We start from the raw sequence: 21,995 nt of genomic DNA, 5'->3' as shown, positions 1-21,995 counted from the left end.
GGCACCCCGCGTCGGTTCCGGGCAGGTCAGGACGTCGTCCTCGGGGGCAGCTTCGGGCGGGACCTGTCCGGGACGTCGTCGTAGGTCGGGGGGACCGCCGCCGGGTTGGACTCCAGGAGTTCCAGGGCGAGTTCCACCGCGTCGGCGAGCTGGGCGTGGCGGCCCTCCGCCCAGTCCAGCGGGGTGCGCGGGATCTCCAGGTCGGGGGCGACGCCGTGGTTCTCCACGGACCAGCCGTAGGCGTCGAACCAGGCCGCGTTCATCGGCACGGTGATGACCGTGCCGTCGCCGAGCCGGTGCCGGCCGGTCATGCCGACCACTCCGCCCCAGGTGCGCTGGCCGACGACCGGACCGAGCTTCAGCAGCTTGAAGGCGGCGGTGATCATGTCGCCGTCGGAGGAGGTCGCCTCGTCGGCGAGGGCGACGACGGGCCCGCGCGGGGCGTTCGAGGCGTACGACACCGGTTGCGCGTCCCGGGTCAGGTCCCAGCCCACGATGGTCCGGGTCAGCTTCTCGACGACGAGTTCGCTGATGTGCCCGCCCGCGTTGCCGCGCACGTCGACGATGAGCGCCGGCCGGGACACCTCCATGCGCAGGTCGCGGTTGAACTGGGCCCAGCCGGAGCCGCCCATGTCGGGGATGTGCAGGTAGCCGCACCTGCCGCCGCTCAACTCGCGGACGACCTCCCGGCGTTTGGCCACCCAGTCCTGGTAGCGCAGCGGCCGTTCGTCGACGAGCGGGACGACCGCGACCCGGCGGGCGTGCCCGGTCTCGTCCTCGGACGGGGTGAACGTCAGCTCCACGGTCGTTCCGCCCGAGCCGGCCAGCAGCGGGTACGGGCCCGTCACCGGGTCGACCGGGCGGCCCTCGACGTGGGTCAGGACGGCGCCCTCGCGGATGCCCGTGCCGGCCAGCGGGGAGCGGGCCTTGGAGTCGGAGGAGTCGCCGGCGAGGATGCGCTTGACCACCCAGCGTCCGTCCCGGCGGACGAAGTTGGCGCCGAGGAGGCCCTGCCAGCGCTGGTAGTGCGGCGGGCCCTCGTTGCGGCGGGCGGCGGTGACGTAGGCGTGCGAGGTGCCCAGCTCGCCGAGGACCTCGCGCAGCAGGTCGGCGAACTCGTCGGGGGAGGCGACCCGTTCGACCAGCGGACGGTACTGTTCGAGCACCGCGGACCAGTCGATGCCGCACATGCCCGGCTCCCAGAAGTAGGCGCGGATGAGCCGGCCCGCCTCGTCGTAGGCCTGGCGCCACTCGGCGGGCGGGTCGGCCTGGTGCAGGATGCGGCGCACGTCGATCCAGACGGTCGAGTCCGCGTCGCCGACCTCGGTCGAGGGCACCGCCCGCAGGTCGCCCTCGTCCACGACGACCAGCCGGGTGCCGTCGCCGCTCACGGTGAACCAGTCCAGGTGGTCGACCAGCTCGGACTTCTTCGCCTTGGCGATGTTGAAGTACTCCAGGGTCGGGCGTCCGCTGATGTCGGCCGGGTTGACGAAGGTCTCGCCGAGCGCGCCGGAGATCGGCCAGCGCAGCCAGACCAGGCCGCCGCCCGCGACCGGGTGGAGCCCGGAGTACTTGGAGGCGATGACCGGGAACGGGGTGACCCGGTTCGCCAGCCCCTCCGCCTCGACCGTCACCGTGCCGGCCTCGCCGGTCTCCTCGTCCTCCAGCGGATCGAGTCCGCCGGCGGCCGGGCGGCCCTCGGGGTTCAGGGCGAACGGGGAGGGGGTCGCCGAGGAGAGGGGGACCAGGTACGGGCGGCAGCCGAGCGGGAAGGACAGGTCGCCGGTGTGCACGTCGTAGACCGGGTCGAAGCCGCGCCAGGAGAGGAAGGCGAGGTAGCGGCCGTCGCGGGTGAAGACCGGGTTCTCGTCCTCGAAGCGGCCGTTCGTCACGTCCACGATCAGCCGGTCCTTGATGCGGGCCAGCTTGATCTGGCGCAGGGTGCGGCCGATGCCGGGGTGCGACCAGGTGAGCCAGGAGCCGTCGGGGGAGAAGGCGAGGTCGCGGACCGGGCCGTTGAGGGACCGGATCAGCTCGGTGATGCCGGTTGCCGCCCCGGTCTCCTCCTCGCCGTCCTGCGGCCGCGGTGCGCCCTGCCCGGGTTCCGCCGCCCCGTCCTCCGGCACGTCGATCAGCAGCAGCCGCCCGTCGTGGGAGGCCACGGCCAGGCGTTCGCCCTCGGGGTCGCAGGCCATCTCCAGGACCCGGCCCAGCGCGCCGGAGGCCAGCCGCCGGGGCGGGCGGTCGCCGGTGGCGCGGGGCAGATGGGCGATCTCGACGGCGTCCTCGCCCTCGGCGTCGGTGACGTAGGCGATCTGCCCGGTGGAGCCCAGCATCTCCGGCAGCCGTACCCGGACACCGGGCGTGTCGGTGATCGTACGGGCCGGGCCGTCGCGGTGGGTGAGCCAGTACAGGCTGCCGCGGACGACGACCGCGCTGGCCCGGCCGGTCTCGTCCACGGAGATGCCGTCGATGTTCTGTGCGGCCGGCACCTGGTAGCGGCGGCGGCCGGTGCGCGGTCCGGCGAGCCGGACGTCGAGCTTGCGCGGCATGCCGCCCGGTGAGAAGTCGTCCACCAGCCACAGGTCGCCGGCGCACTGGTAGACCACCCGGTCGCCGTCGCCGGCGGCGTGCCGGGCGTAGAAGGCGTCGTGGTCGGTGTGCCGGCGCAGGTCGGTGCCGTCGTAGGCGCAGGAGTAGAGGTTGCCGACGCCCTCGTGGTCGGAGAGGAAGGCGATCCGGCCGGCGACGAACATGGGGCAGGCCAGATGGCCTTCGAGGTCCGGCAGCAGGCGCTGTCCGTGCAGCCACAGCCGGCCCGTGGCGCCGCCGCGGTAGCGCTTCCAGGAGGCCGGTTCGTGCGGCGGGGTCCCGGTGAGCAGCAGGGTCCTGTGCTCGCCGGCGAGGTCGGCGCACTGGATGTCGGCGACCGGTCCCCAGGGCAGCCGCCCGCCCGGGTCGCCGTCGGCGGGCACCTTGTAGGCCCAGGTGAAGTGGGAGAAGGGCTGGCCGTGGGAGGCGACGGCCAGGATGTCGCCGTCCGGGGTCCAGCCGCAGACCTGGGTGTCGGTGCTGCCCCAGTACGTCAGCTGGCGTCCGGGTCCGCCGACGACGTCGACGAGGTGGATCTCGGGGGCGAGGCTGCGCCAGGTCGTGTAGGCGATCCGGCGGCCGTCGGGCGAGAAGCGCGGGTGGCCGGTCTTGGTGCGGTCCGCGGTGAGCCGCCAGGCGCGGCCCGGGGTGTCGAGGGGGGCCAGCCAGAGGTCGTCCTCGGCGACGAAGCACAGCAGGTCACCGCTGAGGTGGGGAAGGCGCAGATAGCTCACCATCCCATGCTTTTCCGGTCATAGGGTGCGGGCAACTCGTGGGGTCCGCGCCGTCCCGTTCCTTACAGGCCCTTCACCTTCGTGACCCACCGCACGTACGAAACGGTTTCGTTTCGCTGGTACAGGGGGTATCTTCATGGATGTACGAGGAAGAAGCTCCGGAGCGGGAAGGTGACGGGCATGACCGAAGCCATCGCGGCGACACGTCGCAGCCGGATCACGCCCGAGCGCGAGGCCGAGCTGTACGAGGCCGTGCTCGACCTGCTCCGCGAGGTCGGCTACGACGCCCTCACCATGGACGCCGTGGCCGCCCGCACCCGGTCCAGCAAGGCCACGCTCTACCGCCAGTGGGGCGGCAAGGCCGAGCTGGTGGCCAAGGCCGTGCGGCACAGCAAGCCGGGCCGGACCGGCGACGTCGACACCGGCTCCCTCAGAGGCGATCTGCACGCGCTCACCCGGCGTGCGGACGACTGCGAGATGGAACAGAGCTCCGCGCTGATGCGGGGCCTGGCCATGGCGGTGCACGGCAACCCGGATCTGCTCAAGGCGTTCCGCGAGCACCTCGTGGAGCCGGAGATGGCGGAGTTCCGCCGCGTCCTGCAACGGGCGGTCGACCGGGGCGAGGTCCGCGCGGACAACCCCGCGCTCGGATTCGTGATGCACATGATGATCGGCGCGTTCGCCGCCCGCACCATGATCGACGAGCAGCCGCCGACACAGGACTTCCTCCTCTCGTACATCGACGCCGTGGTCCTCCCCGCCTTCGGCGTCACCGCGAGCTGACGCTCTTCCCCAGCAAGCCCACCACCTGACGTCACCGCTCACGTCGTCGGGCTGATCACCCCTGCCCAGCTGAACCCAACGACCTGACCGGGAGTACGCCTCCGTGGCCACGTTCCTCTACAAACTCGGCCGCCTCGCCTTCCGGCGACGGCACTTCGTCGCCCTCATATGGGTCGCGCTGCTCACCCTCGCCGGGGTGGGCGCCGCCTCCGCGCCGGCCGCCGGCAACACGTCCTTCTCCATCCCCGGTACTGAGGCCCAGAAGGCCTTCGACCTGCTGGAACAGCGCTTCCCCGGGATGAGCGCCGACGGCGCCACCGCCCGGGTCGTCTTCAAGGCCCCGAAGGGCGAGAAGATGACGGACGCCGTCAACAAGGCGACCGTCGAGAAGACCGTCAAGGAGCTGCGCAGCGGCTCCGAGGTCGCCTCCGTCGCCGACCCCTACACCGGGCACGCCGTCAGCGGGAACGGCACCATCGCCTACGCCTCGGTGAAGTACGAGGTCTCCGGCATGGAGCTGGAGGACTCCTCCAAGGACGCGCTGAAGCACGCGGCCCAGGACGCGCGGGACGCGGGCCTCACCGTCGAGATCGGCGGTGACGCGCTGAGCGCGGCCCCCGAGACCGGCTCCAGCGAGATCATCGGCATCGCGGTCGCCGCGGTCGTCCTGGTCATCACCTTCGGCTCGCTGCTCGCGGCCGGGTTCCCGCTGCTCACCGCCATCATCGGGGTCGGCATCGGCGTCTCCGCGATCACCGCGCTCGCCAGCGCCCTGGACCTCGGCTCCACCACCTCCACCCTCGCCTCGATGATCGGCCTCGCCGTCGGCATCGACTACGCCCTCTTCATCGTCTCCCGCTACCGCGCCGAACTCGCCGAGGGCCGCGAGCGCGAGGACGCGGCCGGGCGTGCCGTCGGCACGGCGGGCTCCGCGGTCGTCTTCGCCGGCCTCACCGTCGTCATCGCGCTGGTCGGCCTGTCCGTCGTCAACATCCCGATGCTGACGAAGATGGGCGTCGCCGCGGCGGGCACGGTCGCCGTCGCCGTCCTCATCGCGCTGACCATGATCCCGGCACTGCTCGGCTACGCCGGCCGCAGGATCAGGCCGGCCGGCCAGAAGAGCAGGCTGCTCGGCGGCGGCCGCACGCCGAAGAAGCCGGGCCGCCCCAACATGGGCACCCGCTGGGCCAGCTTCGTCGTGCGCCGCCCGGTCACCGTGCTGCTGCTCGGCGTGCTCGGCCTCGGCGCGGCGGCGATCCCGGCCGCATCCCTGGAACTGGGCCTGCCCGACGACGGCTCCCAGCCGGTCTCCACCACCCAGCGCCGCGCCTACGACCTCCTCTCCGAGGGCTTCGGGCCCGGCTTCAACGGCCCGCTGATGATCGTCGTCGACGCCAAGGACAGCGCCCACCCCAAGGCCGTGTTCAGCGAGGTCGGCCATGAGATCAAGGGCCTGAAGGACGTCGTCACCGTCACCCCGGCCACACCCAACAAGGCCGGCGACACCGCGACGATCACGGTCGTCCCCGACTCCAAGCCGTCCTCGACCACCACCGAGGACCTGGTGCACGCCATCCGCGACAAGGGCGCGGACATCGCCCGCGAGACCGACTCCAAGGTCCTGGTCACCGGCTCGACGGCGATGAACATCGACGTGTCGCAGAAACTGAACGACGCGCTCCTGCCGTACCTGGCGCTCGTGGTCGGCCTGGCCTTCCTCCTGCTGATCGTGGTCTTCCGCTCGGTCCTGGTCCCGCTGAAGGCGGCGCTCGGCTTCCTGCTCAGCGTGATGGCGGCCCTCGGCGCCGTGGTCGCGGTCTTCCAGTGGGGCTGGCTGTCGGGCCTGATGAACGTCGAGGAGACCGGCCCGGTCATGTCGATGATGCCGATCTTCATGGTGGGCGTCGTCTTCGGCCTCGCGATGGACTACGAGGTGTTCCTCGTGACCCGCATGCGCGAGGCGTACGTCCACGGCGAGAAGCCCAGCCAGGCGGTGGTGACGGGCTTCAGGCACGGCGCCCGGGTCGTGACCGCCGCCGCCGTCATCATGATCGCCGTCTTCTCCGGCTTCATCGGCTCCAGCGAGTCGATGGTCAAGATGATCGGCTTCGGCCTCGCCATCGCCGTCTTCTTCGACGCGTTCCTCGTCCGGATGGCCATCGTCCCGGCGGTCCTCGCCCTGCTCGGCAAGCGGGCCTGGTGGCTGCCGAAGTGGCTGGACCGCGCGCTGCCCAACGTGGACGTGGAGGGCGAGGGCCTGCGCGCCCACGCCGACCCCGAGGAGGAGAAGGAGCTGGTACGCGCCTGACGTACCGCTGCTGACACGAAGCCGCCGGTGAGGGTGCCCGTGGGGACGGGGCTGCACCCTCACCGGCTTTCCCGCTAGCGTGCGCCCATGACGACGACCGCCCATCCTCGTTTCGCCGCCGCCGTGGAGGAGTCGGGACTGGGGGAGCTGCTGCCCCGGGTCCGCAGCTTCCCCGAGGCGACCCGGACCGCCGCCGAGGCCGCCGCCGCCATCGGGTGCGAGCTGAGCCGGATCTGCAAGTCACTGGTCTTCGCCGCCGACGGGGTGCCCGTGCTGGTGCTCGTGGACGGGGCCTCGCGCGTGGACGTGGAGCGACTGCGCCAGGAGCTCGGGGCCGGGAAGGTCACCCGGGCCGACGCCGGGCTCGTGCGCGAGACCACCGGGTACGCCATCGGCGGGGTGCCGCCCTTCGGACACCGCACCCGCACGCGGGTCCTCGCCGACCGTTCGCTGCTCGCGCACGAAGTGGTCTGGGCGGCGGCCGGCACGCCGTACACCGTCTTCCCGATCGGGCCGGAGGAACTCGTCGCCCACGCGGGCGCCACGGTGGTGGACGTGCGCGAGCGGCACGCGTGACACCGCTGGTCGCGACGGCCGTGCTGCTCGCCGCCGTCACCCACGCCAGCTGGAACGCCATCGCGCACCGCGTCACCGACAAGCTCGTCGGCTTCGCCCTGATCTCCGGCGGCGGACTCCTGATCGGGCTCGCGGCGGCACCGTTCACGGCGTTCCCGGCGGGCCCCGCCTGGCCGTACCTGTTCGCCTCGGCCGCCGTGCACATCGCCTACTACGCACTGCTGATGACGTCGTTCCGGCTGGGCGACTTCGGGCAGGCGTACCCCATCGCGCGCGGCAGCGCCCCGCTCGTGGTCACCGTGCTCGCCCCCGTCTTCGCGCACGAGGTGCCCGGTGCCTGGGCGGCCTCGGGCATCGCCGTGTCCTGCCTGGGACTCGGCGGGGTCGGGCTGTGGGGACTGCGCGGGAGGCGGCCCGACTGGGCGGCGATCGGCGCGGCCCTCGCGACCGGCCTGACCATCGCCGCGTACACCGTCATCGACGGCCTGGGCGTACGGGCCTCGGGCACGTCCCTCGGCTACATCGCCTGGCTGATGGCCGTGCAGGGGGCGGTGCTGCCGGCGTTCCTGTACGCACGCGCGCGTGCCGGCACGGTCCGGCTCCTGCGGCCGTACGCCGCCCTCGGCCTCCTCGGCGCCGCCCTGTCCGTCGCCGCGTACGGACTGGTGCTGTGGGCCCAGACGCGGGCCGCGCTCGCCCCCGTCGCCGCCCTGCGCGAGTCGTCCATCATCGTCGGAGCCGCCATCGGCGCGCTGTTCTTCAAGGAGCGCTTCGGGGCGCCCAGGATCGCGGCGGCGGGCCTGGTGGTCGTGGGGATCGGGCTGATGCTGCGGGCCGGTTAGCGCGACGCACGTGCCGACATGACGGGCCGGTTGCCGTGACGCACCCTGGAAGCAGCGGCTTTCGGAGGTGTTCGTCATGATGCACACCGCTGTGGGATGGCACATCGAGATGGAGTTCATGGAGGACGATCAGCACACGCGTGCGGCGGCCCTGGTGCGCCTGCCCGACGGCTCCGAGGTACGGGCCCACGGCCGGGCCAGCCGGCACGACGTCGACGCGAACCAGCCCCGGGTCGGCGAGGAGATCGCCGGTGCCCGCGCCCTCAACGAACTGGCCATGCACCTGCTGACCAAGGCACACGAGGAGATCGATCAGGCGTCCGGACGGACCTCGCACCCGATCCACGTGTGACACGCGCTCGGCGTGCGCCGAGGGTGCGCGTAGCTCAGGCGAGCGCCGTGCGGACCGCTCGCACCAGCGCCTGCGCCCTCGGGTCCGCCGTCACGCTCTGCCGGAAGCCGTTGGTGACGTAGCCGAAGGCGATGCCGGTGTCCGGGTCGGCGAAACCGAGCGCGCCGCCGCGTCCGGGATGGCCGAAGGAACCGGGGGTGAGCAGCGGGGACGCGGCACCGTGCAGCATGTGGCCGAGGCCGAAGCGGGTGTTCACCACCAGCACCCGGTCCGGTCCGGCGGCCTCCTCCGCCCGCGCCAGTTCCATGGTCCGCGGGGTGAACAGCCGGGTCCCGCCGTCGACCGCGCCGATGAGCGAGGCGTAGAAGCGGGCCAGCCCGTCGGCCGTGGCGATGCCGTTGGAGGCGGGCAGGGCGGCGGCGCGGTAGCCGGGGTCGTTCTCGTCGGGGAACGGGGTGATCGCGGCGAACGCCCGGCGGGTCAGGGAGTCCGGGTCGGCGTAGGCCTCGGCCACCGCCCGCTTGGGGCGCGTCTTCAGCCCGCCGGCGGTCTCGGGTGCGTCCACCGGGCCGACGCGGCCCACGCGCGCGTGCTCCGATTCCGGCAGGCCGAGCCACAGGTCGGCGCCCGCCGGCCCGGCGATCTCGTCCGCGATCCAGTCGCCGGCCGGCCGGCCGGTGATCCGGCGGAGCAGTTCGCCGGTGAGCCAGCTGAAGGTCTGGGCGTGGTAGCCGTGGGCCGTGCCCGGCTCCCACACCGGCGCCTGCGCGGCGACGGCGGCGGCGCCCAGCTCGGGGTCGGCGGCCTCGGCGGGGGTCAGCGGGCGGTCCAGCACGGGCACGCCCGCGCGGTGCCCGAGCAGGTCCCGTACCCGTGTGTGCTCCTTGCCGGCCGCCTTGTACTCCGGCCAGTACGCGCCGACGGGGGCGTCCAGGTCCAGTTCGCCGCGCTGGTGCAGGAGCAGCAGCGCGGCGGCGGCGACGCCCTTGGTGGCGGAGCGCACGATCTGCGCGGTCCCGCGCTGCCAGGGAGCCGTGCCGTCCACGTCCCGGGTGCCGGCCCACAGGTCCACGACCCGGTGTCCGTCCCGGTAGACGGCGACGGCCGCTCCGCGCTCGCCGAGCAGCGCGAAGTTCGCGGCGAACGCCTCCCTGACCGGCTCGAAGCCCTCGGCCACAGTGCCGTTCACGTCCACGTCCACGCCCGCCGCCCCTTCCGCCCGGATGTCTCCTGCGACAGTGGGTGCAACACGGCGTACGAGCCTGCGATTCCTCGGTGGGACCACCCCAACGGAATCGTTACGTCGATGTTGCCGTGCGTCGTGTGCGTCGCCCGCCGGGTCCTCGTGCGTCACGCGCCCGTGGTCACGGACCTCGGGTCGAAGCCGAACGGCAGCTCCAGCCGGTGCGCCCGCATCAGCTCCTCGTCGGAGAGCAGCGCGCCGGTCGGGCCGTCCGCCGCGATCACACCCTCGCTGAGGACGAGGGAGCGCGGGCACAGCTCCAGGGCGTAGGGCAGGTCGTGCGTCACCATGAGGACCGTGACGTCCAGGGAGCGCAGGATGTCGGCGAGTTCGCGGCGCGAGGCCGGGTCCAGGTTGGAGGACGGCTCGTCCAGGACCAGGATCTCCGGCTCCATGGCGAGCACGGTGGCCACCGCTACCCGGCGGCGCTGCCCGAAGGACAGGTGGTGCGGCGGCCGGTCGGCGAACTCCCGCATGCCGACCCGTTCCAGCGCGGTGTGCACCCGCTCCTCCAGCGCCGCCCCCCTGATCCCGGCGGCGGCCGGGCCGAACGCCACGTCCTCGCGCACGGTCGGCATGAACAGCTGGTCGTCCGGGTCCTGGAAGACGATGCCGACCTTCTGCCGGATCGCGGCCATGTGCTGCTTGGACACCGGGAGCCCGGCCACGGTCACCGTGCCGGTGCCGCCGCCCAGGATGCCGTTGAGGTGCAGCACCAGGGTCGTCTTGCCCGCGCCGTTCGGGCCGAGGAGCGCGACCCGCTCGCCGCGCGCGATCGAGAAGTCCACGCCGAACAGGGCCTGGTGTCCGTCGGGGTAGGCGAAGGCGAGGCCGGAGACCTCCAGGGAAGCAGTCACAGGAACCATCACAGCATCCATCCCAGCAGGCAGACGACGAGGGCGGCGCAGGGCAGGCTGAGCGCGTGCCGCCACTGCGCGCCGGACGCGGTCACCTCGTCGATGACCGGCATGGAACCGGCGTACCCCCGGCTCACCATGGCGAGGTGCACGCGCTCCCCGCGCTCGTAGGAGCGGATGAACAGCGCGCCGGCGGACTTGGCGAGCACACCCCAGTGCCGCACGCCCTTCGCCTCGAAGCCGCGCGACTCACGGGCGATCCGCATCCGGCGCATCTCGTCGGTGATGACGTCGCCGTAGCGGATCATGAAGGAGGCGATCTGCACCAGCAGCGGCGGCAGCTTCAGCCGTTGCAGCCCGAGCAGCAGCTCGCGCAGTTCGGTGGTGGCCGCCAGCAGCACGGACGCGGCGACGCCGAGGGTGCCCTTGGCGAGCACGTTCCAGGCGCCCCACAGCCCGTTCACGCTGAGCGAGAGCCCGAGCACGTGCACCCGCTCGCCCTCCGCCACGAACGGCATGAGCACGGCGAACGCGACGAACGGCACCTCGATCAGCAGCCGCCCGAGCAGGAAACGGGCGGGCACGCGCGCCCGGTGCGCGACGGCCGCGAGCAGCACGGCGTACACCGCGAACGCCCACATCGCCTCGCGCGGGGTCGACACGACGACCACCACGAACAGCAACGCGGCGGCCAGCTTGGTGTGCGGCGGCAGGCCGTGCACGGGCGAGTGCCCGTGCCGGTAGAGCCGGTGTGCGTGTCCCGCTCCCACGTCAGACGCCGGTGCTCGCGGGGGACACGTCGTCGGTGCGCCGCCTGCGCAGTGCCCAGAACACCGCGCTGCCCGCGACGACCGTGACGCCGACACCGATCACGCCCGCGAGGCCGCCGGACAGCCGGGCGTCGGAGATGTCCTTCACGCCGTAGTCGGCGAGCGGCGAGCCGGCCGTGGTGTGCTCCTTCGCCTTCTTGTCGATCCCCTTGTCGTGCGCGACCTTCTCCAGGCCGTCGGGGTTCGCGGAGGCGTAGAAGCTGACGAAGCCGGCGAGGACCAGGGAGGTGACGAGCCCGGTGATCCACAGCGTACGCCGCGAGGTGCGCGCCGCCACGGGCGCCGTGGGGGCGGGCGCGTCCACCAGTTCGCCGTTCACCCGCAGCCGGAGCCGCTGCCGCAGACCCCGCGCGCCGTACACCAGGTCCGGGCGTACGGCGACGACCGCGCCGACCGTCAGCGCGGTGATGACCGCCTCGCCGATGCCGATCAGCACGTGGACGCCGATCATCGCGGTGGCGACCTTGCCGATGGAGACGTCGGTGGTGCCGCCGACCGCGTAGATCAGCGTGAAGGCGACCGCCGCGGCCGGCACGGACACCAGCGCGGCGACGAAGGAGGCCACCGTCACCGAGCGCCGCTTGCGGGGCAGCACGGCGAGCAGGCCGCGGAAGACGGCGTAGGAGACGACGGTCGTGACGATCGCCATGTCGGTGATGTTCACGCCGAGCGCGGTCAGCCCGCCGTCGGCGAACAGCACGCCCTGCATCAGCAGCACGACCGACACGCACAGGACGGCCGTGTAGGGGCCGACGAGTATCGCGGCCAGGGCGCCGCCGAGGAGGTGACCGCTGGTCCCGGCGGCGACCGGGAAGTTGAGCATCTGCACGGCGAAGATGAACGCCGCCACCAGGCCGGCCAGCGGGGCCGTCCGCTCGTCGAGTTCGCGGCGGGCGCCGCGCAGGCTCACGGCGAGGGCGCCGGCGGCGACCACTGCGGTGACCGCGGAGGTCGGGGCGTCGATGAATCCGTCAGGTACATGCACCGTACGATTTTAGGCCCTTGTTGCGAATGCTTTGCAAGAGAGACGGAGTCTCCTCTCTCACGAGGCGCGGACGGGAAAATGTGCGACTCTTGAGGGAAAGCGGATGCAGGGCTTTCGCATACGTCACGGTGCGTGAGAGGGCGGTCCGATGTCTGTGGTCGAACAGTACGCGCGCGCTCATATCGTCACGGACGAGGAAGAGCCCGGGGCCGTACCCGTCGTCCTGCGGTACGACCCCGACGCCGATCCCCGCTCCGTCCGGGTCGGGCTCCCCGGACCGCACGAGTGGACCTTCTCCCGCGCGCTCCTCGAACGGGGACTGCGGGCGCCGGCCGAGAGCGGCCACGTCCGGGTGTGGCCCTGCGGACGCGTCCAGGCGGTCGTCGAGTTCCACACCGACGACGGGGTCGAGGTCGTGCAGTTCGAGTCGAAGACGCTGGTGCGGTTCCTGCGCCGCACCTACACCGTCGAGCCCGTACGGAGCTGACCGCGGCCGGGCGGAGCCGGTCAGCTCCCGAGCTTCAGCAGCTTCGCCACGATCGGGCCGGCCGTGTCACCGCCGTGCCCGCCCGCCTGGACCACACCGGCGGCGGCCAGGTCGCCCCGGTAGGCGGTGAACCAGCCGTTCGGCTTCTTCTGCCCGTCCACCTCCGCCGAGCCGGTCTTCGCGCCGTAGTCCGGGCCGAGCCCCGCCATCGCCTCGGCGGCCGTGCCGTAGGCGGCCGTGTACCGCATCAGCTCGCGCAGCTGGGACAGCGTCTTCGGCGACAGGGTGCGCGAGGCGGTGGCCAGCGTGCGGTGGTCCACGGACGGCGGCACCAGGTACGGCTGGTGGAAGCTGCCCGACTTCACGGTGGCCGCCACGGAGGCCATGTTCAGCGGGTTCATGCGCACCCCGCCCTGGCCGATCAGCGAGGCCGCCATCTGCGCCGCCGACTGCACCGGCACCGAGCCGTCGAAGGTGGGCACACCGATCGCCCAGTTGTTCATGGACAGCCCGAAGACCTGCTGGGCCTGCTTGGTCAGGTCGTCGTTCTTCAGCTTCTTCGCCTGGCTGATGAAGGCGGTGTTGCAGGACCGGGCGAAGCTCGCCTTGAACGTGCCGCCCTTGATCTCGAAGTCGTCGTCGTTGTGGAACTTCCAGCCGCCGTAGGTGACCGTCTTCGGACAGGGGTGCTTCTTGTCCGCGGAGGCCAGGCCCTTGTCGATCAGCAGCGACGACGTGATGACCTTCATCGTGGAGCCGGGCGCGAGGGAGCCTTGGAAGGCGGTGTTGAAGCCGTGGCCGCCGTTGGCGACCGCGAGGATCTCGCCGGTCGAGGGCCGCAGCGCGACCACCGAGGCACGCGCGCGCCCCTCGACCTGCTGCTCGGCGGCGGCCTGGAGAGTGGGGCTGAGCGTCGTCCGCACCGTGCCCGGGGTGCCCTTGCTCAGCTCGACCAGCGTCTTGTCGGAGAGCTTGGCCTCCTTGGCGGCCTTGCCGCGTACCACGCGCAGCTCGACGCCCGCCGTGCCGCCCGCCGTCTTGCCGTACTTCTCCCGCAGCCCGTCCAGGACCGTGCCGAGGGACGGGAACCTGGCGGTCGTGATCTCGCCGCCGTCGCGGTCCAGCGCCTTGACCGGCGGGGTGCCGGACGCGCCGGTCACCAGCGTGTCGCCGTCCCGCAGCTCCGGGTGGACCACGGCCGCGTGCCAGTCGACCAGCGGCCTGCCGTCGCTCGCCCCGCGCACGACGGTGAGCGAACTGCCGTAGGCGAACGGCTTGCTCAGGCCCCGGTAGGCCACCGTGGCCTTCACGGAGAACGGCACCTCGGCGCCCTTGGCCGTCCCCGGCGTGAGCGTGACGTCCTTCAGGTGGGCGTCCTTGGTGAAGCCGGTGAGCGCCTTCCCGGCGGCGGCGGGATCGTCCGTGGCCTTTGCCGCCCGGTTCGCCTCGCCCTGCTGCCAGGCCGTCAGGAAGCGGGTGGAGGCCGTGCGGATCTCGGTGGCGGTGAGCGGGCCGGTCGGGACGGTCCGGTGGCCGGCCGTGGCGGCGGACCGCTCGTCGGCCGCGGCACCGCCGTCGTACAGCGCGTAGACGCCGAGCCCGGCACCGCCGACCACCACGGCGATCATCCCGCCGAGCACGGCGGGCCGGGTCTTCCGTCGCTCGGCGACGCGCCTTCTCTTGCCCACAGCCTCAGTTCCTCCGCGCCTTTCCCAGGGTCCCCGCGGCCCTCATGTTCCCCAACGACGGCAATCACCTTAAAGTCCCCGTCATCCCGGGTGACGTCAGCCCGCGTTCCGTAGCACGCTTGCGACAATCGGCCCGGCGGCGTCGATGCCGTGCCCGCCGTCCTGGACCATGGCCGCCGCGGCGACGTCGTCGCGGTAACCGGCGAACCAGCTGTCCGACCGCGCCTCCCCGTCGACCTCCGCCGAGCCGGTCTTCGCGCCGACGTCACCTCTCATCCCGGCCATCACGCCGGCCGCGGTGCCGCTGCGCGCGGTGCGGTTCATCATGGCGCGCAACTGCTGGGCCGTGGCCGGCGACAGCCCGCGCGCGCGGGCCGGCTTCCGGCCGTCCAGCCGCAGCGGCACGATCAGGGGCTGGCGGAAGGTGCCGGTCTTCGCGGTGGCCGTCACGGACGCCATGTTCAGCGGGCTCATCTGGACCTGGCCCTGGCCGATCAGGCCCGCCGCGGTGTCCGGCCCGCCGGCGGCCGGCACCCGGCCGTCGAACGTGGGCACGCCGACCTGCCAGTTGTTGCGCCCGAGTCCGAAGCGGTCCTCGGCCTCGCGGGTGAGGGAGTCGACCTTCACCTCGTCCGCGAACTTCACGAACGCCGTGTTGCAGGAGCGGGCGAAGCTGTCGGCGAGGGTGGCGTGCCCGTCCGGCGTCATGCCCTTGAGGTTCTGGAAGGTCTGGCTCTGCCAGACGGCCGACGGCGGGCAGGGCGCCGGTCCGTTCGCGGTGGTCAGGCCGTTGTCGATGAGGGTCGCCGCGCTGATGATCTTCATGGTGGAGCCGGGGGCGCGTTCGCCGAGGAGGGCCGCGTCGAAGCCGTCGTCGCGGTTGTTGGCGACGGCGAGTATCTCGCCGGTGCTCGGCTTGACGGCCGCGACGGAGGAGTCGGGGTACTTCAGCACGGCCTTCTCGGCCGCCGCCTGGACGCTCGCGCTGAGCGTCGTGGGGAGCCTGCCGGGCCTGCCCTTGGCCAGGGTGAGCAGCGGGGTGTCCGCGACCTGGCTGCCGTCCGCCGCCGCCTGGTGGCGGATCACGAGCTCCACCCCGGGCCGGCCGCCGGTCCTGTCGCCGTACCGCCGGCGCAACTCGTCCAGGATCGGGCCGAGGGACGGGTACGTCACCCGGGTGAGCACCTTGCCGTCCCGGTCCACGGCCTCGATCTCGGGGGCGGCCGAGTCGCCGGTGGTGAGCGTGTCGCCCTTGCGCAGCCGCGGGTGGACGACGGAGGGCTGCCAGTCGACCAGCGCGCGGTGCGAGGTCCGGCCGCGTACGACGGTCAGCTCACTGTGGTAGGCGAGCGGCCGGGAGGCGCCGGCGTACGACACCGTGGCCCGCACCGTGAACGGCACCGTGTCACCGGTGGCCCGGCCGGGCGTGATCCGCACCTTGCCGATGTGCGCGTCGCCGCCGTAGGCCGACAGCAGCTCCTGGGCCGCCTCCGGGAAGTTCGTGTACGACGCGGCGGCCGCCGCGTCGCCCTTCTCCCAGGCGGTGAAGAACGCGCCGGTCGTCTCCTTCACCTCGGAGCCGCTGGGCGGACCCGTCCGCACGGCCGCCGAGCCTCCCGGGCCGTCGTCACCGTTCAGTGCGGACGCGACATTGAACAGCCCGTACCCGGCGCCGCCGAGCAGCGTGACGCACACGCCGCCGATGACGGCAGCCTTGACCCCGTTGCGCATGGTGCGCTTCCCCTCCCGTTCAGCCTGTTGAACATGTTCAAAACAGGTCGTGGGGGCACTGTAAGCGGTTGCGCTCCCCCCGCGACGGGAGTTGTCGAAACCGTGACTCAGACCCAGGTGTCCAGCCACATCCGCGACCGCCACGAGTCGATCGGAATGGCCTGGCCGGTGTAGAGGGGCCAGAAGTAGACGAAGTTCCAGGCGATCAGCAGGACCAGGACGCCCGCCGCCGAGGCGCCGATCACGCGGCGGGTGTCCGTCGAACCCCGCGGGCCGACGATCGCCCCGATCATCATCGCCACCGCCAGGCACAGGAACGGCAGGAAGACGACCGCGTAGAAGAGGAAGATCGTCCGCTCCTGGTAGTGGAACCAGGGCAGGTACCCCGCCGCGATGCCGCAGGCGATGGCGCCGGCCCGCCAGTCACGCCGGAACGCCCAGCGCCACAGCACGTAGAGGATCGCGAAGCAGGCCGCCCACCACAGCAGCGGCGTGCCGATCGCCAGCACCTCCCGGGCGCACTTCTGGCCGGCGTCCACCGGGCAGCCGTCGGCGCCGGGGGAGGGGGACTCGTAGAAGTACGACACCGGGCGGCCCAGCACGATCCAGCTCCACGGGTTGGACTGGTACGTGTGCGGCTGGTCCAGGTGGACGTGGAAGTTGTACACCTCGTGCTCGTAGTGCCACAGGCTGCGCAGCCAGTCCGGCAGGAAGGACCAGGTGCCGCCCCTGCCGTCGGTGGCCGCCCAGTTGCGGTAGTAGCCGCCCGTGCCGTCGGCCGGGGAGAGGATCCAGCCTGTCCAGGAGGCCAGGTAGACCACCAGCGCCACCGGGACCGTCGCCAGGAAGGCGGCACCGGTGTCGTACTTCAGGACGGCGAGGTACGGGCGGCGCGCGCCCGCCACCTTGCGGGTGCCGGCGTCCCACAGGAGTGTCATCACGCAGAACGCGGCCAGGACGTACAGCCCGTTCCACTTGGTGCCCACGGCCAGGCCCAGCATCACCCCGGCCGTCCAGCGCCACGGGCGCCACCCGAAGCGGAAGGCGTCGGCGACCCGCTCGTCGGGCCGCACCCGCCCGTCCGGTCCGGCCGGCAGCGCGGCGGCCAGCCGCTCCCTGGCCCGGTCCCGGTCGACGACCAGGCAGCCGAACGCGGCCACCACGAAGAACATCAGCACGCCGTCGAGCAGCGAGGTCCGGCTCATCACGAAGTGCAGGCCGTCCACGGCCATCAGCGCGCCCGCCAGACAGCCCAGGAACGTCGAGCGGAACATCCGGCGGCCGATCCGGCACAGCAGCAGGACGGAGAGCGTGCCCAGCAGCGCCGTCATGAACCGCCAGCCGAACGGGTCGAACCCGAAGACCAGCTCGCCCAGCCCGATGACGTACTTGCCGACCGGCGGGTGCACCACGTACGCCGGGTCCGTCGGGATCGCCAGGTGCCCGTGCTGCTGGAGCACCATGTCGTTGGCGTTCTTGCCGTACCGGTCCCAGCTGACCTCGAAACCGCGGTGGACGAGCGCCCACGCGTCCTTGGCGTAGTACGTCTCGTCGAATATCACCGCCCGCGGGCTGCCCAGGTGCCAGAACCGCATGACGCCCGCCATCAGCGTCACCAGCAGCGGCCCGCCCCAGCCCGACCACCGCGCGAGCCGCTCGGCCAGGAGCGGCGGCACGCCGAGCGTCCGCCACAGCCGGGGGCTCGGCTCGGCGTACGGCGGCACCAGCCGGTCGCGTACGTCGCCCGAGGGCGCGTCCGTGGCCGGCGCGTACCCGAATCGGCGCAGCCGACGCTGCCAGGACGGCCGGCGGTCGTGCGGTGCCTGGTCCTGCCGGAGGTCCATGGAGGACGCGGTAGTGGTCACCGCGCCATCGTAGGGAAACGTCCTGTGCGAGTCCCGTGCATGTGCGGTACCGGTCGGGACACGGTCGGCTCCGTCCCGCCCGCCGCCCCCGGCGACGGCCCGCGCATCCCGGGCAGGCGGCCCGGGATTCCCTGGGAGGATGGGGGGGTGACTGGAACCCTTGTCCTGGCAGGTACCCCCATCGGCGACATCGCGGACGCGCCGCCCCGGCTCGCCGAGGAGCTGGCCGGCGCCGACGTGGTCGCCGCCGAGGACACCCGGCGGCTGCGCCGGCTCACCCAGGCGCTGGGCGTCACGCCGAAGGGCCGCGTGGTGTCCTACTTCGAGGGCAACGAGTCGGCCCGCACCCCGGAACTGGTCCAGGAGCTGCTCGGCGGCGCGCGCGTGCTGCTGGTGACCGACGCCGGGATGCCCTCCGTCTCCGACCCCGGCTACCGGCTGGTCGCCGCCGCCGTCGCGCAGGACGTCCGGGTCACCGCCGTGCCGGGGCCGTCCGCCGTGCTCACCGCGCTCGCCCTGTCCGGGCTGCCCGTCGACCGCTTCTGCTTCGAGGGCTTCCTGCCCCGCAAGGCCGGGGAACGGCTGTCCCGGCTGCGCGAGGTCGCCGGCGAGCGGCGCACCCTCGTCTACTTCGAGGCCCCGCACCGGCTCGACGACACCCTCGCCGCCATGGCCGAGGTCTTCGGCGCCGACCGGCGGGCCGCCGTGTGCCGGGAGCTGACCAAGACGTACGAGGAGGTACGGCGCGGTCCGCTCGCCGAGCTGGCGCGGTGGGCGGCGGAAGGCGTGCGCGGCGAGATCACCGTGGTGGTCGAGGGCGCGCCCGAGACCGGGCCCGAGGAACTCGGCGCCGAGGAGCTGGTGCGCCGGGTACGGGTCCGGGAGGAGGCCGGCGAGCGCCGCAAGGAGGCCATCGCGGCGGTGGCGGCGGAGGCGGGACTGCCGAAGAGGGTCGTGTTCGACGCGGTGGTGGCGGCCAAGCGCGCCACGGGGTGAGGCGGGCCGTCGCGCGGGCCCCCACGCCCCGCCGAGCGCCGCCACGCGCCCCATGAGGGGGCAAAAGGCCGGCGTCGAAGGCAAAGCACAGCCGTCTCATTCGCGACTGTTCGGCAAGCGATGTCCAAATCGCCTCCAACACTCGACAGCCCTGCTGCGCCCGCGCCGGTGGAGGCGTCCACTGGTCGAAGGGACGCACCCGTCCAGAGGGACGCACCCGTCCGACAGGGAGCTGGCATGAGTGACATAGCAGGGCGGACCGGCCTCCGCGCCACAGCCACAGCCGTCGTTCACGAGTCGTACTCGTTCGCCTGCATGCGCTGCGGGCACGGCTGGGAGCAGTCGTACGAGATAGAGCACCACACGAACGCCCAGGGGGAGGAGTTCGTGCTGTACGTGGCCGACGGCCAGGTCGTGCCGTCGCCGCTGAGCCGGCCGTCCTGCCACAACTGCGACGGCCACGTCGTACGGATCATGCGCGCGGGCCAGGTCTCCGCGGTGCGCGGCACGGCCGGGCGGCAGCACCACCGGGTGCCGCAGGCGGGCCCGGTCGAGTCGCCGCAGGTGTCCGGGCCGGCCGCACCGGCCGTCCCGGCCGGCACGCCGCACCACTGGCACCTGTCCGACCTGCTGCACCCGTTCCAGCGCAAGGCGGGCTGAGCGGATCGCCGGCCGTTCGGCGGCATGCCCCTTTCCGTAGGATCGGAACATGCCTTCGAACGCCGGTCACAGCCCCAAGGACGCCGACAAGAACGCGGCACCGCCGCTGCCCCAGCCCTTGGCGGTGCCCGTCGCGGACTCCCACACCCACCTCGACATGCAGTCCGGCACGGTCGAGGAGGGCCTCGCGAAAGCCGCCTCGGTGGGCGTCACGACGGTCGTCCAGGTCGGCTGCGACCTCAAGGGCTCACAGTGGGCCGCCGAGACGGCGGCGGCGTACGAGAACGTCCACGCCACCGTCGCCCTCCACCCCAACGAGGCCCCGCGCATCGTCCACGGCGATCCGGACGGGTGGTCGCGGCAGGGCGCCCGGGAGCCCGGCGGCGACGCGGCGCTGGACGAGGCCCTCGCCGAGATCGACCGGCTGGCCGGGCTGCCGCAGGTGAAGGGCGTCGGCGAGACCGGCCTGGACCACTTCCGCACCGGCCCCGAGGGCAAGGCCGCCCAGGAGCGCTCCTTCCGCGCCCACATCGAGATCGCCAAGCGGCACGGCAAGGCGCTCGTCATCCACGACCGCGACGCCCACGCCGACGTCCTCAGGATCCTGAAGGAGGAGGGCGCACCCGAGCGCACCGTCTTCCACTGCTACTCCGGCGACGCCGAGATGGCCCGGATCTGCGCCCGCGAGGGCTACTTCATGTCCTTCGCCGGCAACGTCACCTTCAAGAACGCCCAGAATCTGCGCGACGCCCTCGCCGTCGCCCCGGCGGAGCTGGTCCTCGTGGAGACCGACGCGCCCTTCCTCACCCCGGCGCCGTACCGCGGACGGCCCAACGCGCCGTATCTCGTTCCGGTCACGGTCCGCGCGATGGCCGCCGTGCGCGGGGTCGACGAGGACGCGCTCGCGACGGCCCTCGCCGCGAACACGGCCCGCGCCTTCGGCTACTGAGCGTCCGTTCCGGGGCCGGCCGTCCGGGCCGGCCGCCCGTCCGGGGCACGGACCACCCGTTCGAGTCGCGACTGTCCGTAGTCGCGTCGCTTTGGAGAGTGACCGACGCTCCGCTAGGTTCTGGGGGCCCGATCCGGACCCCCTGGCCCCTGGAGCGTGTCGGCGTGAGCACGTCGCCGTACGAGACGTACGACCCCTACGGCCCTGACGCCTCCGTCCATACCGCGGAGACGCTGCCGTACGGCATCCATGAGGACACCTACCGGCCCGCCTACGAGGCCGAGGCGTACTTCGTCACCGAGCCGGCACCGCCGCTGCCCCGGCAGACGCCCGCCCCCGCGGCCGGGGTGTCCGAGGAGGCCGAGGAGACCGGCGGGCGGGTCCCGCGCCGGCGCCGGACCCGGTACGGCGACCGCCCGGACTCCACCGTGCGCCGCCTGCTGCCGCAGGCGCTGGTCGTGGCCTTCCTGGCCGGCGGCACCACCGCCTTCGTCGCCAACGACAAGGCGGTCGAGCTGAGCGTCGACGGCAGACAGCGCAGCCTGCACACGTTCGCCGACGACGTGAGCGAACTGCTCACCGAGGAGGGCGTACGCGTGGGGACGCACGACATGATCGCGCCCGCCCCCGGCACGGCGCTCGCCAGCGGCGACGCGGTCGCGGTGCGGTACGGGCGCCCGGTGCGGCTCACCCTGGACGGCCGCCGGCGCGAGGTGTGGACGACGGCGCGCACGGTGGAGGGCGCGCTGGACGAGCTGGGGGTGCGCGCCGAGGGCGCGTACCTGTCGACTTCGCGCTCACGGCCCATCGGGCGCGCGGGGCTCGCGCTCGACGTGCGCACCGAACGCGCGGTCACGGTCCTCGCGGACGGCCGGACCCGCACCGTCCGCACCAACGCGGCCACCGTCCGCGAAGCGGTCGAGGAGGCCGGGATCACGCTGCGCGGCCAGGACACCACCTCCGTCCCGCCGGACAGCTTCCCGCGCGACGGGCAGACGGTGACCGTGCTGCGGGTGAGCAGCACCCGGGAGATCCACGAGGAGCAGATCCCGTTCGCCGTCGAGCGGACCGCGGACCCCACGGTCTTCCTGGGCACCGAGGTCGTCGCGCGGCCCGGGCAGCCCGGACTGCGCCGCACGACCTATCACGTGCGCACCGTCAACGGCGTACGGCAGAAACCGCGGCCCGAGAGGTCGGAGGTGGTGCGCGCGCCGCGCACGCAGGTGATCAAGGTGGGCACCAAACCCCGGCCGCCGTCCGTGGGCGACGCCGACCGCCTGAACTGGCGGGCGCTCGCCGCCTGCGAGTCCGGCGGCAGGCCCGACGCGGTCGACCCCTCCGGGACGTACGGCGGGCTGTACCAGTTCGACACCCGCACCTGGCAGGGCCTCGGCGGCAAGGGCCGTCCCCAGGACGCCTCGGTGGAGGAGCAGACGTACCGGGCGAAGAAGCTGTACATCCGGCGGGGGGCGAGCCCGTGGCCGCACTGCGGGGTGAGGCTGCGGGGATAGGTCCGG

General features: G+C 72.9%; 18 protein-coding genes. 10 read left to right on the top strand and 8 right to left on the bottom strand.

From position 1 onward, the window contains the following. Window positions 1–26: 26 nt before the first annotated feature. Window positions 27–3,326, bottom strand: a complete 3,300-nt coding sequence (locus LG395_RS07665) for a S41 family peptidase (protein ID WP_171155433.1) — start codon at window positions 3,324–3,326, stop codon at window positions 27–29. A gap of 180 nt (window positions 3,327–3,506) precedes the next feature. On the opposite strand from LG395_RS07665, the gene LG395_RS07660 reads away from it, so the two are divergent. The 5 genes from LG395_RS07660 (at window position 3,507) to LG395_RS07640 (ending at window position 8,187) form a co-directional block, all read left to right on the top strand. Next, window positions 3,507–4,109 carry a TetR/AcrR family transcriptional regulator gene (locus LG395_RS07660; RefSeq protein WP_171155435.1) on the top strand — a complete coding sequence of 201 codons (603 nt, stop codon included), beginning with the start codon at window positions 3,507–3,509 and terminating at the stop codon, window positions 4,107–4,109. Window positions 4,110–4,212: 103 nt separating this feature from the next. Next, window positions 4,213–6,417 carry an MMPL family transporter gene (locus LG395_RS07655; protein ID WP_225808882.1) on the top strand — a complete coding sequence of 735 codons (2,205 nt, stop codon included), beginning with the start codon at window positions 4,213–4,215 and terminating at the stop codon, window positions 6,415–6,417. An 87-nt stretch (window positions 6,418–6,504) separates the two neighbouring features. Further along, window positions 6,505–6,993, top strand: coding sequence for a YbaK/EbsC family protein (locus LG395_RS07650; RefSeq protein ID WP_171155439.1), 489 nt, complete (start codon window positions 6,505–6,507; stop codon window positions 6,991–6,993). Continuing rightward, window positions 6,990–7,835: an EamA family transporter gene (locus LG395_RS07645; RefSeq protein WP_225808881.1), complete on the top strand. Its 846-nt coding sequence runs from the start codon at window positions 6,990–6,992 to the stop codon at window positions 7,833–7,835. The genes LG395_RS07650 and LG395_RS07645 overlap by 4 nt, the downstream gene beginning before the upstream one ends. 76 nt (window positions 7,836–7,911) lie before the next feature. Continuing rightward, window positions 7,912–8,187, top strand: a complete 276-nt coding sequence (locus tag LG395_RS07640) for a DUF1876 domain-containing protein (protein ID WP_171155443.1) — start codon at window positions 7,912–7,914, stop codon at window positions 8,185–8,187. 34 nt (window positions 8,188–8,221) lie between these two features. Here LG395_RS07640 and LG395_RS07635 read toward each other — a convergent pair whose 3' ends face one another. The 4 genes from LG395_RS07635 to LG395_RS07620 all read right to left on the bottom strand — a co-directional run bounded on the left by LG395_RS07635 (window position 8,222) and on the right by LG395_RS07620 (window position 12,102). Further along, a complete protein-coding gene (locus tag LG395_RS07635) occupies window positions 8,222–9,382 on the bottom strand; it encodes a serine hydrolase domain-containing protein (protein ID WP_225809040.1) in 1,161 nt (386 codons plus the stop codon). Window positions 9,383–9,537: 155 nt separating this feature from the next. Next, window positions 9,538–10,296: an energy-coupling factor ABC transporter ATP-binding protein gene (locus tag LG395_RS07630; protein WP_225808880.1), complete on the bottom strand. Its 759-nt coding sequence runs from the start codon at window positions 10,294–10,296 to the stop codon at window positions 9,538–9,540. Beyond that, a complete protein-coding gene (gene cbiQ, locus LG395_RS07625) occupies window positions 10,296–11,057 on the bottom strand; it encodes a cobalt ECF transporter T component CbiQ (RefSeq protein WP_171155447.1) in 762 nt (253 codons plus the stop codon). Before cbiQ ends, LG395_RS07630 begins: the two co-directional genes overlap by 1 nt. 1 nt (window position 11,058) lies before the next feature. After that, entirely contained in the window at window positions 11,059–12,102 is a 1,044-nt protein-coding gene (locus tag LG395_RS07620; RefSeq protein ID WP_171155448.1) for an energy-coupling factor ABC transporter permease, read from the bottom strand. 148 nt (window positions 12,103–12,250) lie between these two features. On the opposite strand from LG395_RS07620, the gene LG395_RS07615 reads away from it, so the two are divergent. Further along, entirely contained in the window at window positions 12,251–12,589 is a 339-nt protein-coding gene (locus LG395_RS07615; RefSeq protein ID WP_171155450.1) for an SsgA family sporulation/cell division regulator, read from the top strand. A gap of 20 nt (window positions 12,590–12,609) precedes the next feature. Here LG395_RS07615 and LG395_RS07610 read toward each other — a convergent pair whose 3' ends face one another. The 3 genes from LG395_RS07610 to LG395_RS07600 all read right to left on the bottom strand — a co-directional run bounded on the left by LG395_RS07610 (window position 12,610) and on the right by LG395_RS07600 (window position 17,873). Further along, window positions 12,610–14,277, bottom strand: a complete 1,668-nt coding sequence (locus LG395_RS07610; protein ID WP_225808879.1) for a penicillin-binding transpeptidase domain-containing protein — start codon at window positions 14,275–14,277, stop codon at window positions 12,610–12,612. Between the two features lie 96 nt (window positions 14,278–14,373). Further along, window positions 14,374–16,008 carry a penicillin-binding transpeptidase domain-containing protein gene (locus tag LG395_RS07605; protein WP_225808878.1) on the bottom strand — a complete coding sequence of 545 codons (1,635 nt, stop codon included), beginning with the start codon at window positions 16,006–16,008 and terminating at the stop codon, window positions 14,374–14,376. Between the two features lie 107 nt (window positions 16,009–16,115). Continuing rightward, the gene (locus tag LG395_RS07600) at window positions 16,116–17,873 is read right to left on the bottom strand and encodes a dolichyl-phosphate-mannose--protein mannosyltransferase (RefSeq protein WP_225808877.1); all 1,758 of its coding nucleotides are present in this window, start codon (window positions 17,871–17,873) and stop codon (window positions 16,116–16,118) included. 147 nt (window positions 17,874–18,020) lie between these two features. Here LG395_RS07600 and rsmI point away from each other — a divergent pair, with 147 nt between their 5' ends. From rsmI to LG395_RS07580, 4 genes are all read left to right on the top strand, one after another. Then, window positions 18,021–18,869: a 16S rRNA (cytidine(1402)-2'-O)-methyltransferase gene (gene rsmI, locus LG395_RS07595; protein ID WP_225808876.1), complete on the top strand. Its 849-nt coding sequence runs from the start codon at window positions 18,021–18,023 to the stop codon at window positions 18,867–18,869. A 237-nt stretch (window positions 18,870–19,106) separates the two neighbouring features. After that, on the top strand, window positions 19,107–19,529 hold the full coding sequence (locus LG395_RS07590; RefSeq protein WP_171155467.1) for a hypothetical protein: 423 nt from the start codon (window positions 19,107–19,109) through the stop codon (window positions 19,527–19,529). A 49-nt stretch (window positions 19,530–19,578) separates the two neighbouring features. Further along, window positions 19,579–20,478: a TatD family hydrolase gene (locus LG395_RS07585; protein ID WP_225808875.1), complete on the top strand. Its 900-nt coding sequence runs from the start codon at window positions 19,579–19,581 to the stop codon at window positions 20,476–20,478. Between the two features lie 164 nt (window positions 20,479–20,642). Next, a complete protein-coding gene (locus LG395_RS07580; protein WP_225808874.1) occupies window positions 20,643–21,989 on the top strand; it encodes a resuscitation-promoting factor in 1,347 nt (448 codons plus the stop codon). Window positions 21,990–21,995 lie beyond the last annotated feature (6 nt).

This window comes from Streptomyces spinosus (assembly GCF_020400655.1).
Classification (GTDB): domain Bacteria; phylum Actinomycetota; class Actinomycetes; order Streptomycetales; family Streptomycetaceae; genus Streptomyces; species Streptomyces argyrophylli.
This window is presented reverse-complemented; position numbering and strand designations above follow the sequence as displayed.